The sequence below is a fragment of the Pseudomonas sp. Arb-4-2C genome, from assembly GCF_055755015.1.
Genome location: NZ_CM146899.1, coordinates 3,380,918 through 3,394,787 on the forward strand (window position 1 = coordinate 3,380,918; position 13,870 = coordinate 3,394,787).

The 13,870-nt window shown below is 60.5% G+C and carries 13 protein-coding genes; 6 read left to right on the forward strand and 7 right to left on the reverse strand.

Going from position 1 to position 13,870, the window contains the following annotated elements; genetic code table 11:
* Positions 1-68: 68 nt before the first annotated feature.
* From arsH to AC0J41_RS15060, 4 genes are all read right to left on the reverse strand, one after another.
* Positions 69-764: an arsenical resistance protein ArsH gene (gene arsH / locus AC0J41_RS15045; protein ID WP_473012875.1), complete on the reverse strand. Its 696-nt coding sequence runs from the start codon at positions 762-764 to the stop codon at positions 69-71.
* A gap of 9 nt (positions 765-773) precedes the next feature.
* A complete protein-coding gene (locus AC0J41_RS15050; protein ID WP_473012876.1) occupies positions 774-1,244 on the reverse strand; it encodes an arsenate reductase ArsC in 471 nt (156 codons plus the stop codon).
* Positions 1,245-1,270: 26 nt separating this feature from the next.
* Positions 1,271-1,618 (reverse strand): metalloregulator ArsR/SmtB family transcription factor, encoded by a 348-nt coding sequence (locus AC0J41_RS15055; protein ID WP_473012877.1) that lies wholly within the window; start codon positions 1,616-1,618, stop codon positions 1,271-1,273.
* Positions 1,619-1,814: 196 nt separating this feature from the next.
* Positions 1,815-2,699: a LysR family transcriptional regulator gene (locus tag AC0J41_RS15060; protein ID WP_473012878.1), complete on the reverse strand. Its 885-nt coding sequence runs from the start codon at positions 2,697-2,699 to the stop codon at positions 1,815-1,817.
* A gap of 133 nt (positions 2,700-2,832) precedes the next feature.
* Between AC0J41_RS15060 and AC0J41_RS15065 the strand changes: the two genes are divergently transcribed.
* From AC0J41_RS15065 to AC0J41_RS15075, 3 genes are all read left to right on the forward strand, one after another.
* Complete coding sequence (locus AC0J41_RS15065; protein ID WP_473012879.1) at positions 2,833-4,482, forward strand: GMC family oxidoreductase; 1,650 nt, start codon at positions 2,833-2,835, stop codon at positions 4,480-4,482.
* A 146-nt stretch (positions 4,483-4,628) separates the two neighbouring features.
* Positions 4,629-6,251: an MFS transporter gene (locus AC0J41_RS15070; protein WP_473012880.1), complete on the forward strand. Its 1,623-nt coding sequence runs from the start codon at positions 4,629-4,631 to the stop codon at positions 6,249-6,251.
* A 134-nt stretch (positions 6,252-6,385) separates the two neighbouring features.
* The gene (locus AC0J41_RS15075; RefSeq protein ID WP_473012881.1) at positions 6,386-6,994 is read left to right on the forward strand and encodes a hypothetical protein; all 609 of its coding nucleotides are present in this window, start codon (positions 6,386-6,388) and stop codon (positions 6,992-6,994) included.
* A gap of 86 nt (positions 6,995-7,080) precedes the next feature.
* Here the strand turns inward: AC0J41_RS15075 and AC0J41_RS15080 are convergent, their stop codons facing one another.
* Positions 7,081-7,449 carry a DUF427 domain-containing protein gene (locus AC0J41_RS15080; RefSeq protein WP_025111360.1) on the reverse strand — a complete coding sequence of 123 codons (369 nt, stop codon included), beginning with the start codon at positions 7,447-7,449 and terminating at the stop codon, positions 7,081-7,083.
* A gap of 125 nt (positions 7,450-7,574) precedes the next feature.
* Positions 7,575-8,981 carry a serralysin family metalloprotease gene (locus AC0J41_RS15085; protein ID WP_049828018.1) on the reverse strand — a complete coding sequence of 469 codons (1,407 nt, stop codon included), beginning with the start codon at positions 8,979-8,981 and terminating at the stop codon, positions 7,575-7,577.
* Positions 8,982-9,261: 280 nt separating this feature from the next.
* Here AC0J41_RS15085 and AC0J41_RS15090 point away from each other — a divergent pair, with 280 nt between their 5' ends.
* The 3 genes from AC0J41_RS15090 (at position 9,262) to AC0J41_RS15100 (ending at position 12,600) form a co-directional block, all read left to right on the forward strand.
* Entirely contained in the window at positions 9,262-11,208 is a 1,947-nt protein-coding gene (locus AC0J41_RS15090; protein WP_473012882.1) for a DNA topoisomerase III, read from the forward strand.
* 47 nt (positions 11,209-11,255) lie between these two features.
* Positions 11,256-11,759, forward strand: coding sequence for a GNAT family N-acetyltransferase (locus AC0J41_RS15095; protein ID WP_473012883.1), 504 nt, complete (start codon positions 11,256-11,258; stop codon positions 11,757-11,759).
* Positions 11,760-12,270: 511 nt separating this feature from the next.
* Positions 12,271-12,600, forward strand: a complete 330-nt coding sequence (locus AC0J41_RS15100) for a hypothetical protein (protein WP_473012884.1) — start codon at positions 12,271-12,273, stop codon at positions 12,598-12,600.
* Positions 12,601-12,884: 284 nt separating this feature from the next.
* Here AC0J41_RS15100 and cynR read toward each other — a convergent pair whose 3' ends face one another.
* Positions 12,885-13,775, reverse strand: coding sequence for a transcriptional regulator CynR (gene cynR, locus AC0J41_RS15105; RefSeq protein WP_473012885.1), 891 nt, complete (start codon positions 13,773-13,775; stop codon positions 12,885-12,887).
* Between the last annotated feature and the right edge of the window lie 95 nt (positions 13,776-13,870).

The following is a 13,870-nucleotide window of genomic DNA, read 5'->3' on the forward strand; positions in this document are numbered from 1 at the left end:
CCATAAATGCCGGTGAACGGCTAGAACGTTTGTGCACGGCCCGACCGACGAATGCGTGTCGCGGCGCTTCAGATCGAGCGCTGATTGACCCGGGCCATCAGTTGCTCGGCGCTCTCCTTGCGTTCGGAATAGCGGTCCACCAGAAAGTCCTGGCGGTCGCGCAGCAGCACGGTGAACTTGACCAGTTCTTCCATCACATCGACCACGCGATCATAGAACGGCGACGGTTTCATCCGTCCCGCCTCGTCGAATTCCATGTAAGCCTTGGGCACCGAAGACTGATTGGGGATGGTGAACATGCGCATCCAGCGCCCCAACACGCGCAATTGGTTGACCACGTTGAATGATTGCGAACCGCCGCAGACCTGCATCACCGCGAGGGTTTTGCCCTGGGTCGGGCGGACCGCGCCGAGCTCCAGCGGAACCCAGTCGATCTGCGCCTTGAACACCGCCGACATCGCGCCATGGCGTTCCGGCGAGCACCAGACCTGGCCTTCCGACCACAACACCAGATCACGCAGTTCCTGAACCTTGGGATGATCGACCGGTGCATCGTCCGGCAACGGCAAACCGGACGGATTGAACACCCGGATTTCAGCGCCGAAGTGCTCCAGCAAGCGCGCGGCCTCTTCCACCAGCAGACGACTGAAGGATCGTTCGCGGGTCGAGCCGTAGAGCAACAGGATGCGCGGTTTGTGCTGATCCGGCGCGGCTGTTCGACCTTCGAACAGGCTCAGGTCGAGGTTGGGCAGATGCTCTGACATAAATCCTCCTTACAGCGCGCCGATGCCATCAAGCGCGGCTTTCAATTGGTCGCGGCTGAGGCGATTGAATGGCAGGTCGAGGAAGGCTTTGCAGCGTCGCTCGATGTGCGCCAGCGTGGCGCGGAACGCCGCGTCTATCGCCGCTTCGTCACCCTGCACATCGGATGGGTCCGCCAACCCCCAATGGGTTTTCAGCGCCGGGCCGAAGTACACCGGACAGCTCTCACCGGCGGCCTTGTCGCACACGGTGATGACGATGTCCGGCGGGCAACTTTCGAAGGCGTCGTTGCCTTTGCTGTACAAGCCGTCAATCGAAATCCCGGCCTGCTGCAAGGTGCTCAGGCTGCGTGGCAACACCTGGCCCCTGGGGAAACTGCCGGAGCTCAGCGCCTCGAAACCGGGTGGTGCGAGGTGATTGAACAGGGCTTCGGAAAGAATGCTGCGGCAACTGTTGGCCGTGCACATGAACAGGACTCGCATGGATGGCTCCGGAAAATGTCAGGGGTTCAGCAGCAGGCGGTTTCGCGGGCAGGCCGGCCATCCATGTTGTGCAGGCGGCAGGCGTTGTCCTTGAGCCAGTCGGCGTTGGCCTTTGCGGTGACTTGCAGGATTTGATGCACCCAACCCGGCAGCTGCGGATTGAGCCGGTAATACACCCACTGACCCTGACGGCGATCAAGCAACAAACCGTTGCTGCGCAGTTGCGCCAGATGGCGGCTGATTTTCGGCTGGCTGTCGTCGAGCGCGCACATCAGCTCGCACACACACAGCTCACCCTGTTCAGCAATCAACAGAGTGGCGCGGACACGCGTTTCATCGGCCAGGCTTTTGAACAGTTCGGTGGGCGTGAGCATGGGGCGGACTCGAACATATGGAAGACCGAATATATGGATATCCATATATAAGTCAATCCCGAATTTGACCGACACCGCAGAACCCTGTGGGAGCGGGCTTGCTCGCGAAGGCGTAGTGTCAGTCGATACCGATGTCACAGACATACCGCCTTCGCGAGCAAGCCCCCTCCCACAGGGGCATCTGTGCGGGGCCGGACTATCCGCGCAACAACCCCTGCTCCGCCTCGCACAACCCGACCACATAATCCCAGACCACCCGCAGCCGCACCGACTTGTGCAACTCGCGCCGGGTGCTGATCCAGTAACTGCGCTCGATGCTTTCATCCGGCAGCAATGGCACAAGATCCGGGTCGGACGCAGCCATGTAACAAGGCAACACTGCGATGCCCAATCCCGAACGCGCCGCCTCCTGCTGCGCAATCACGCTGGTGCTGTGGAACACAACGCGCGGGCTGCGGCAGAAGCTGTTGAGGAACATCAGCTCCTGGCTGAACAGCAGATCATCGACATAGCCAATCCACGCGTGCCGCCCGAGGTCTTCGCGGCTGCGCAAGGGTGGCGCGGTGTCGAGGTAGCGTTGGCTGGCATAGAGCGCGAGGCGGTAGTCGGTGAGTTTGCGGGTGACCAGCATGTCGGCGGCCGGGCGTTCGAGGTGGATGCTGATTTCCGCCTCGCGATTAAGGATGCTGACGAAGCGCGGCACGGCGACCAGTTCCACTTCCAGCCCCGGGTAGCGCTCGAACAGGCCGATCATGCGGCTGGCGAGAAATTTTATGCCCAGACCTTCGGTGACGCCGACACGGATCTTGCCCAGCGGCGCGGTGGACTGGGTGATTTCTTCCTGCGCCAGCAGCGCGACGTTTTCCATGGCCTCGGCGTGCTTGAGCAGTGCCTCCCCCGCCGGGGTCATTTCGTAGCCTTGGGCGTGCTGGACGAACAGCGCCGTGCCGAGGCTTTTTTCGATGGCCTCGATGTGCCGGGCGACGGTGGCGTGGGTAGTGTTCAGGCGCCGGGCGGCGGTGAGCAGGCGGCCGCTGCGTTGCAGTTCGAGAAAAAACCGCAGGTCGTTCCAGTCGAACATGGCGAGTCCTTGTCAGCTATGGTCAGTTGAGGCTGTTTGAAAACGCACAGCGGCTGCGTAAAAACTAACATTCTTTTGACGAAAGCTAACAACTAGAGTGTCCGACAATAAAAACAAAAAGCGAGGTCAGGGAATGCAGACTTCCCTTGAGGAATACGACTACATCGTGGTCGGGGCCGGTCCCGCCGGGTGCTTGCTGGCCAATCGACTGTCGGCGGATAAGCAACAGCGGGTGCTGCTGCTCGAAGCCGGTGGACGCGACAACTATGCGTGGATTCACATCCCCGTCGGTTACCTGTTCTGCATCGGCAACCCGCGCACCGACTGGTGCTTCAAGACCGAAGCGCAACCCGGCCTGCAGGGCCGCAGCCTGAGCTACCCGCGCGGCAAAGTGCTGGGTGGCTGCTCCTCCATCAACGGCATGATCTACATGCGCGGCCAGGCCGGCGACTATGACGGCTGGGCGGCCGAAGGCAATCCGGGCTGGGCCTGGAACGACGTGCTGCCCTTGTTCAAACAAAGCGAAAACCACTTTGCCGGCGCTGCCGAATTTCACGGTGCCCAAGGCGAATGGCGCGTCGAACAGCAGCGTCTGTCGTGGCCGATTCTTGATGCCTTCCGCAGCGCCGCCGAGCAGAGCGGCATCGCCAGCATCGACGACTTCAATCAGGGCGACAACGAGGGTTGCGGCTACTTCCAGGTCAACCAGAAGGCCGGGGTGCGCTGGAACGCAGCCAAGGCCTTTCTCAAACCGATTCGTGACCGGGCCAATCTGACAGTGCTGACCGGGGTGGAGGTGGATCGGGTGCTGCTGGAAAACGGCCGTGCGTCGAAGGTCAGTGCGCGTCATGACGGCCAGGTGCAAAGCTTCAAGGCGCGCAAGGAAATCATCCTCTGCGCCGGCGCCGTGGGGTCGCCGAGCATTCTGCAGCGCTCCGGAATCGGCCCGCGTCCATTGCTGGAGCGCCTCGGCATCGGCGTGATTCATGAGTTGCCGGGCGTCGGCGGCAACCTGCAGGATCACCTGCAACTGCGCCTGATCTACAAACTGCAAAACGCCCGCACGCTGAACCAGATCGCTGGCAGCGTGTGGGGCAAGATGGGCATGGGCCTGCGTTATCTGTATGACCGCAGCGGGCCGCTGTCGATGGCGCCGAGTCAACTCGGCGCGTTCGCCCGATCCGGGCCGGAGCAGACCTCGGCCAACCTCGAATACCACGTGCAGCCGCTGTCGCTGGAGCGCTTTGGTGAGCCGTTGCACAGTTTCCCGGCGTTCACCGCGTCGGTGTGCGATCTGCGCCCGCAGAGCCGTGGGCGGATCGAAATCCGCTCGACAGATCCGCAAGCCGCACCGCTGATCCAGCCCAATTACCTCAGCCATCCCGAAGATTTGCGCGTGGCTGCCGACGCGATCCGCCTGACCCGGTGCATCGTCAGCGCCCCGGCCCTGCAAGCGTTCAAACCGGTGGAGTACCTGCCCGGCGATAGCCTGCAGACCGAGGAACAACTGCACGAAGCCGCGGCGCGAATCGGCACGACGATTTTCCATCCGGTGGGCACCTGCCGCATGGGCAATGACGCTGAAGCGGTGGTCGATGCACAACTGCGCGTGCATGGCGTACCCGGCCTGCGCATTGCCGACGCATCGATCATGCCGCGCATCACCTCGGGCAACACCTGTTCGCCTACGCTGATGATTGCCGAGAAGGCCGCACAGCTGATCCTTGCTCCACCTGTAAACACCGCCCCTGTGGGAGCGAGCCTGCTCGCGATGACTGAATAACATTCAACATCTGCATTGGCGGATACACCGCTATCGCGAGCAGGCTCGCCACCACAAGGGGACCGCGTTCATTCAAGGCATCGCGCTTCATCCGGACACGCAACACCAGTGGAACAACAAAAACAATCACTGTGAGGGATACCGATATGTCAGAACACGCTCAGCCGCTGGACACCACGAGCGGTGCCAGCACCAGTAATGCCACGCAGAAAGTCATCTTCGCCTCGTCCCTGGGGACGGTGTTCGAGTGGTATGACTTCTTCCTTTACGGCGCCCTCGCGGCGGTGATCAGCAAGCAGTTTTTCGCCGGGGTCAACGACACCACAGCGTTCATCTTCGCGCTGATGGCGTTCGCCGCCGGGTTTATCGTGCGGCCGTTCGGGGCGTTGGTGTTCGGTCGGTTGGGGGACATGATCGGACGCAAATACACCTTCCTCGCGACCATCATCCTGATGGGCATCGCGACCTTCTGCGTCGGCCTGCTGCCGACCTACGCCAGCATCGGCATCGCCGCTCCGATCATTCTGGTGGTGCTGCGCATGCTGCAGGGCCTGGCTTTGGGCGGTGAATACGGCGGCGCCGCGACTTACGTGGCGGAGCATGCGCCCATCGGCAAACGTGGTTTCCACACCAGCTGGATTCAGTCCACTGCGACGCTCGGCCTGCTGCTGTCGCTGCTGGTGGTGCTCGGCTGCCGCTACTTCACCGGCGATCAGTTTGAAGTCTGGGGCTGGCGCATACCGTTCCTGCTGTCGATTGTGCTGCTGGGCATTTCCACCTGGATCCGCCTGAGCCTGCACGAATCGCCGGCCTACCTAAAGATGAAAGAGGAAGGCAAAGCGTCCAAGGCACCGATCCGTGAATCCTTCGGTAAATGGGAAAACCTCAAGGTCGTGCTGATCGCCCTGTTCAGCATCAATGCCGGGCAAGCGGTGACCTTTTACGCGGCGCAATTCTACGTGCTGTTCTTCCTCACCCAGTTCCTGAAAATGGACCCGGCAGTCGCCAACAGTCTGCTGATCATCAGCGTGGTGATCGGCGCACCGTTCTTCATCATTTTCGGCTGGCTGTCGGACAAGGTCGGGCGTAAACCGGTGCTGATGCTCGGCCTGCTGCTGGCCACGGCGCTGTACTTCCCGATCTTCAAATCCCTGGCCCACTACGCCAACCCGGCAATCGACCAGGCCAGCCGTCAGGCACCGATCACCGTGCTGGCGGACCCGGCAACCTGCACCTTCCAGTTCGACCCGGTGGGCAAAGCCAAATTCGACAGCCCGTGCGACAAGGTCAAAACCTTCCTGGTCAAACAGGGCCTGCCCTACTCCAGCGCCGCCGCCCCGACCGGCAGCGGGGTGCAGGTGAGCATCGGCGACATGAAGATCGACGGCTACGACGAAGCCGCCCTGCGCGGCGCAGTCACCCTCGCCGGCTACCCGCAACAGGCGGATCTGCAGCAGATCAACAAACCGATGATCGTGGCCCTGATCGTCGCGCTGATCATCATCTCGGCCATGTGCTACGGCCCGCTGGCCGCGCTGATGGTCGAGTTGTTCCCGACCCGTATCCGCTACACCTCGATGTCCCTGCCGTACCACATCGGCAACGGCTGGTTTGGTGGATTTCTGCCGACAGTGTCGTTCGCGCTGGTGGTGTACACCGGGGATATTTTCTATGGGCTGTGGTACCCGGTGCTGATTACCGGGTTGAGCCTGGTGGTGGGGATGATCTGTCTGCGCGAGACCAAAAATATCGATCTGGACAAGAACTGAGTGCTGCATCCAATCCGCTTCAGGGCAATCTCTGAAGCGGATTTATTGTGTCGTCAGCCGGCGTCGACAGAGTGATGGCTTTTAAATATCATTCGTGCCCGTTCAACGCCGTCAGATGACAAGGATCAGTCTCAATGAACGATCAATACGTGCGCATTTCCTGCCCTACTCTGCTGCCCCTGCAACCGGTCATGCAGAGCTGGATAGCCTGCACCGAACGCTACATCCGCGTCTGGGACGCCGATGACCTGCCCTACTGGTACAACGAACAGGCCAACGTCAGCATTTTGGCCGGCGCCGCGTGGAAAGCCGACTGGACCGCCATCGAGGAATACCAGATCAGCAAGATCGCGACCGAGGCCAGTGAAAAAACCACCTCGATCGGCCGCAACGACTTGTACATCGCCAACGATGAATGGGGTTACTGCATTGAGGCCAAGGTCAGCTATGTCGCCATCGATGACGTGCTGAATGCGCAAAAGCGCATTCTGGAAAAATGCGCGTTGGCCAGCGACGATGCCCGCAGGCTCGACTATCACGAACCCCGTTTGGGAGCAGTGTTTATTGCCCCGCATTCGTTGGGCGTTCAGGCAAGCAGTGAGCAGATCCAGGCCTTCAAGGAAATGCTGCACGCCTTGCCCAGTGACGCGCTAGCCTGGGTTACCCCGGACAATGCGCAGAAAACCCGCAGCCATGACAACAAGTTTTACCCGCTGGTGGCTCTGCTGTTGCTGAGGGCCTGAGCAGGCAAGACATGGCCTGGCCGGTAAAAACGACAAGAGCAAAAGGGCACGGGCTTGTCGCTCAGGACGAGCCTGCGCCGATGACCTCAGATCTCCGGTTTGATCACCTCAAACTTCACCTGATCCGGATAAAACGCCACATAGTCCTTGATCTGCTGGACCGAGATTTTCGGCTTCTCGTACGTCCACACCGCATTCGCCCCCTCATGCCCCGGCACTTGCAGGCTGAAGTAATTGGCATCGCCCTTGTACGGGCAGTAACTGGTGTGGTCGGTGCGGGCGAAGTATTTCTCGTCGATGTCTTCGCGGGGGACGTAGTACACCGGCGGGTAATTGGCCTCGTTGAGGATCAGCACGTGGGAGGACGCAGCGACCTGAATGCCGTGGAATTTCACCAGCAGGCAACCGGGGAGTTCTTCGAGATTGATGACAGGGTTGAGGCCGGAGCTTTTCATTGGGGGTTCTCCTGAATACGGCGAAGAGACCGGTTCAGGTATAGCCCATAGGTTCAGGCCAGGGTGGTTTTGCAGCCGAACGGCCAACAGCCCTCTCCCACGGGGAGAGGGCCGCTCTTCAGGCATCAGGCAACAATATCAGTCGCCACAGCCTGCCCTACCACACCCACGGCAAAATCAACCTGCCCCTGCCCTGTCAGATCGATCAGCAGCCCGGTCTGACCGTTTTGCGCGTAGTACGTCAGGATCGCATCGCCCGCATGGCCGGTGAAATTGCTGACGAAGTTCAGTGAAGCTGCGCCCGTGGCAAAAGCGGCGATGCCCGAGAGGTCAATCTTGTCCAGGCCGCTCTTGAAATCCATGATCCAGTCCGTCTGGTTGTCGGTCGAGTCGCTGGCCGCGCCGAACACGAAGGTATCTGCACCCTCGCCGCCCCACAGCACATCCGCGCCACCGCCGCCGTAAAGGATGTCGTTGCCGGCACCACCGAACAGGTGGTTGATCGCCGAATTACCGATCAGCAAATCATTGCCCGAACCGCCAACGGCGTTTTCCACGGTCACGCCGTAAGCGATCGACACGTTGCCAACCAGCCCGCCCACGTCAGAGAACGAACCTTCATTGAGGTTGATCTTCTGGTTCTGGGTGAAGCCGGAGAAGTTCAGGGTGTCATCGCCGCCACCGTCCCACACCGAGAACACCAGTTTGGACGACGCTGACGTCGCGCTGTAGTAATCACGGCCGGCGTTGGAGCCGAAACCGTAGGTGGTGTTATCGGCACGGGTCTCGTAGTTGGCGCCGTAGAGTTTCTGCACCGCAACGATATCGTCCAGCAGTGGCGCCGAGGCGTAGGCGCCGCTGCCGTCCTTGCTGAAGTTCTGGTCGGTGTTGGCTTCGCTCCAGTAGCTCATCAGGCTATAGCCGCGGGTGTCTTCGGCGTACTTGGCGTCGTTGTAGGTCGGGTTGCCGTTACCGGCGTTGTAGGCGCCCGGGTGCGACAGGCCGAGGGTATGGCCGATCTCGTGAGTCAGCGTCTGGCGCCCGTAGTTGTTGGTGTCCGGGGTCTTGTTGACCTGATACTGGTTGTTGATCAGGTACCACGACTGGCCGTCATAACTGCCGCCGCTCGGCAGGTAGGCGAACGCCGCACCGCCCGTGCTGACGTCGTAGTTGCCGAAGGTCATGTGGCCGTCGCCGCCCTTGCCTTCGGTGAAAGTCACCTTCGCCACGTCGGCCCAGGATTGCATGGAGAGCACGGCCTGAGCCTTCTGCTGCGCGCTGAACTGGCTGAAGTTGCCAAGGTTGGGGTTGTAGTTGGCCGGTTTTTCGGTCAGGAAGGTGTAGCTGAGGGAGATTTTGCCGTCGCCGTTCTTGTCGTGCCACGACAGGTTTTTGCGCAGGATTTCGTCCGCTGCCTGGTCGGCGGTGAACGACGGTTTGCCATTGACCAGACCGACACCGCGATCATACAAGTGGCTGAAGGCATTCACTTCGTCATAGGCGCTGCTGGTTTTTGCTTTGGCTTGAGCCATGGTGGGACTTCCTTGTTTCAGAGTGGTCAGTGCGTTCGGACCCTGGCGATCTTCTGGCGAGATCGTCCTGTCACTCGCGTTTCTTGAAAGGCCCGATGAACCTGCCATGCCTGGCAAGCGCCGCACCATTCGATTTCTCGATAGTGGTGCGCGGCGTCCCGGTAATACCGGTCATCCCCGGCAACGTTTTTATCTGTATATCCATACAGATAAAAGTTGCCCCGAACGCCAACTGCGGCCATTCTGTGCACCTTCAGTGAACTGATCGACGACGGTGGTTATGCGGCTGTACCTCTGTGAAAAACCTTCCCAGGCCAAAGACATTGCGGCCGTGCTCGGCGCAAAGCGTCGGGGCGACGGCTGCTGGCTGGGAACAGACGTCACGGTGACCTGGTGCATCGGCCACTTGCTGGAGACAGCGCCGCCGGATGCGTACGACGCCCGCTACAAGCGCTGGGTGCTGGCGGATCTGCCGATCATCCCGGCCACGTGGAAGATGACCGTCAAGCCGCGCACGGCCAGCCAGTACAAAGCGGTCAAGCGCCTGCTCGGCGAGGCCAGCGAACTGATCATCGCCACCGACGCCGACCGCGAGGGCGAGATGATTGCCCGGGAACTGGTCGAGCACTGCCGCTATCGCGGGCCGATCCGCCGCTTGTGGCTGTCGGCGCTGGACGAGGCCTCGATCCGCAAGGCCCTCGCCGCACTGAAGCCGGGGGCGGAAACCTTCAGCCTGTATCACTCGGCGCTGGGGCGCTCGCGGGCCGACTGGCTGATCGGCATGAACATGAGCCGCCTGTTCACCTTACTTGGCCGCCAGTCCGGCTATCAGGGCGTGCTGCCGGTCGGTCGGGTGCAGACGCCGACGTTGCGGCTGGTGGTCGACCGCGACCGTAGCATCGCCGATTTCGTGCCGGTGCCGTATTGGGCAATTGATGTGCAACTGCTGCACAACGGCACGCCATTCACCGCGCAATGGCGTGCGCCCAGCGACGTTTGCGACGATCAGGATCGCTGCCTGAACCAGGCGCTGGCCCAACAGGCCGCCGCCGCCATCAACGGCGCCGCCAGTGCGCGGGTGGTCAAGCTGCGCACCGAACGCATGCGCGAAGTGGCGCCGCTGCCCTTCGACCTCGGCACCCTGCAGGAAGTCTGCTCGAAGAAACTCGGCCTCGGCGCCCAGGAAACCCTCGACATCGCCCAGGCGCTCTACGAAACCTACAAGGTCGTCACCTACCCGCGCAGCGACTGCGGCTTCCTGCCGCTGAGCCAGCACAGCGAGGCGCCGGGGATACTCGCGGCACTGCGTCAGGCCGATCCAGGCCTTGAAGCATTGAACGGCCACCTTGACCCTCAGCGCCGCTCTCGGGCATGGAACGACGCCAAGGTCAGCGCTCACCACGGCATCATTCCCACCGCTGCAGCGAAAAACCTTGAGCGCCTGAGCGGCAAACACCGGGCGGTGTACACCCTGATTCGCGCCCGCTACCTGGCGCAGTTTCTGCCCAACCATGAATACGATCGCACCCAGGCCGATTTCGATTGCGCCGGTGAAGCACTGCGCGCGGTTGGCAAGCAGATCATCGAACCAGGCTGGAAACGCGCCTTGCCCGAAGCCCTGGCGCCGGCCAAGGGCCGTGAAGCACCGGCACCGCAAACCCTGCCGACGCTAAGCCAGGGTGTCGATTGCGCCGTGGCGGGCGTGCCCCTCAAGGACCTCTGGACCCAACCGCCCAAGCCCTACACCGAGGGCGATCTGATCAAGGCGATGAAGAACGTCGCCAGACTGGTGGAAGATCCGCTGCTCAAACAGAAACTCAAGGACACCACCGGCATCGGCACCGAAGCGACTCGCGCCTCGATCATTCAAGGCCTGCTGGACCGTGGTTATCTGGTAAAGAACGGCAAGGCACTGGCCGCGACACCGGCCGCCTTCAGCCTGATCGACGCTGTGCCCCGGGCGATTGCCGACCCCGGCACCACCGCCATCTGGGAACAGGCGCTGGACATGGTGCAAAGCGGTGAAATGAGCCTGGAAGAGTTCGTCACCAAACAAGCGGCGTGGATGAACAAGCAGGTCACACGCTGTTCTGCGCTGAGCCTGACCATCAGCGGCCCGCCACCTGCGGGCAAAGCAGCGGCACCGTGGAAGAAGAAACGTAAATCGACGCGTAGTAAAACCGCCGGCCCAGCCAAACGCACGGCGAAACCTGCGGCCAAAAAATAAAACCCGCTAAGGTTCCTGAAAGGTGCCCCCTTTCAGGAACCCTGTGCATGCCCACCCTCGAACTGCTTGCTGCCCACCGTGACGAACTGCAGACCATCGAAAACCTGATGCAGTTCTACATGCATGACTTCAGTGAATGGCTGCCGCTGAAATTCGCCGAGCATGGCTTCTACAGCATCCACCTCAAAGAAGACTACTGGCGTAACCCTGCCACCCAGCCGTTCCTGATTCGTGTCGACGGTGAACTGGCCGGGTTCGTGATCGTCGACAACGACACCCTCATCGACGGTGCCGAATACAACATCAGCTACTTCTTCCTCGCCCGACGCTTCCGTGGCCAAGGCGTCGCGCAGTTTGTCGTCTCTGCCCTCTTGAGTCGGTTGCCTGGTCAATGGCAGATTTTCCACATCGACGCCAACCTGCCTGCGCAGCGCTTCTGGGCCAGGTTGATCCCCGAATTGACTGCGGGCCGATTCACCCGCCAACAGCGCCACGTGGACGGTTATCCCTGCACCTTCTACGTCCTGCGCGCGCCCGTGCCCGTTGCCTGAACGGAACTTTTCTCATTCCAAAACAGCTTTGTCCGACAATATGTAGTGAGCAAAAATAATCACTACAAAACCGTTGACGGCGTCGTTTTGCTTTTGCATGATGAAGACGTTCCCCGATCGGGAACATCGGTAACACGCTTGAGCAAACTCGTCTGACCGCCGAGTTGTTTTTTCCGGATACACGCTGCCCACAAGGCAGATTGAAGAAGCTGACCTGGCCTGAACGTCCAGTACAAGGACGAGAAGCGCTGGCGAAAATTCTCAAGACGCTTGTGGTCGACCCTGAGAACGTCGTCAAGGAGCCTCCCGGTTTTCGCTGCTTCTCCTCGTTGTGACGCTATTGCGTAGCAGTTATTCAACACGACTACATGCAACAGACGCATGACCCCGTACTTCTCACGGGCGACCGCTGACGTCCTGGTTTCGGTGCCAGGGATCAACTAACCGATGGGCTACCTGTATTAGCGAATCAACTTTGAAAGATCACCAGACTGGTCAAGGGGCAAACATCATGAATCTGAACAATCAACCTACTATCGAAGAACTGGCTCGTATGTTCGCTGCGCAAAAAGACAGCCACGACAGCCACATTCTCTGGATCAGCAAGTCGGGTCAGGTGCATATCGACTGCCTGTCGCCCCATGCTGGTGAAGAAGAATTCGACCGCAGCAACCAGAACCTGCTGGCCCGCCTGAAGATGTACCGCCGCGGCCACGGTTATGTCGGCAAAAAAGCCGCGGCCGACAAAGACTTCATCGGCAATGTACTGCAGACGCTGAAACAGGCGTGGGACTCGATGCAGAACAACAATGAAGTTCGGGTGATTGACCGCTTCTACTGATTTACAACTTCAATAATAAAAAGGGCCTGCTCTCTGCTGCTTAACAAGTAGCAAGAGCAGGCCCTTTTTTATATTCAGCATTGCGGTAGGTCATTCAATACTGATGTGTCTGAACCAACGCGGTCGCGAGCAGGCTCACTCCTACAGGGTCCAGTGGTGCGAACAAGATTTGCAGTCAACCCACAACCGTGTGGGAGCGGGCTTGCTCGCGAATGGGCCGTGTCAGTCACCATCACATCAACTGACACTCCGCTTTCGCGAGCAAGCCCGCTCCCACAGGGGGACTATGTCGTTGGTGCAGTGTTCGTTTGCAGCACCAACTCCACAAAGGCCAGCGCCGCTGCACTGTGATAATTGTTCCTGCGCCGCAACAACGCCGCCCCGCGCTGCGGTGCTTCGTTCTCGATTCGCAACCGACGCAGCGCCCGGTCCTCGGTGGCAATCGCCTCCGGCAACATCGTCGCCATTGGCGAATGGCGCACCACCTCCAATAACGTACTCACCGAGTTCACCTCGATCCGCACCTGCGGGGTAATCCCCTGCTGATGGAAATACTCATCGATCGATAACCGCGTGATGAAGTCCGGCGCGAGCAAAGCGAAATCCAGTTGCGCAAGATCACTCGCAGTCAGCACCGAGGTACTGTCGTACAGCGGATGTTCGCGCCCGACCATGATCCCCAGGGTTTCGGTAAACGCCGGGATGCACTCGATGTCCGGGTTGCGCACCGGCGTAAAGGCAATGGCGATGTCCAGCGAGTCGTCCGCCAGCCCCGCTTCGATGTCGTCCATCGACAGCTCGAAAATCTGCAGATGAATCCCGGGAAACCGTGCCGCGTAATCACGCACCAAAGGCCCGACCAGATAGGCCATGAACGTCGGGGTCATGGCCAGACGCACGTTGCCGCGCGACAAGTCCCGCACGTCATGCAACGCCCGCTTGCCCGCCTCCAGCTCCACCAGCACCCGCCGCGCACATTCGATGTAGGCCTCGCCAGCATCGGTGGGCTTGACCGTGCGCGAAGTGCGGTCGAACAGGTTCACCCCCAGGGTTTCCTCCAGTTGGCGGATCTGTTGCGACAGGGTCGGCTGCGACACATGCAAGGCCTCCGCCGCCCGGGTGAAACCGCCGTGATCGGCCACGGCCAGCAGATAACGCAAATGTCGCAGCAACATGGAGCTCACCATCTATAGGCAGGACTTATGCGAAGCATTGTATATCGGTCTTGGACGCTATGGATAAATCGGCAGAAGATTACTCCCACACAGCA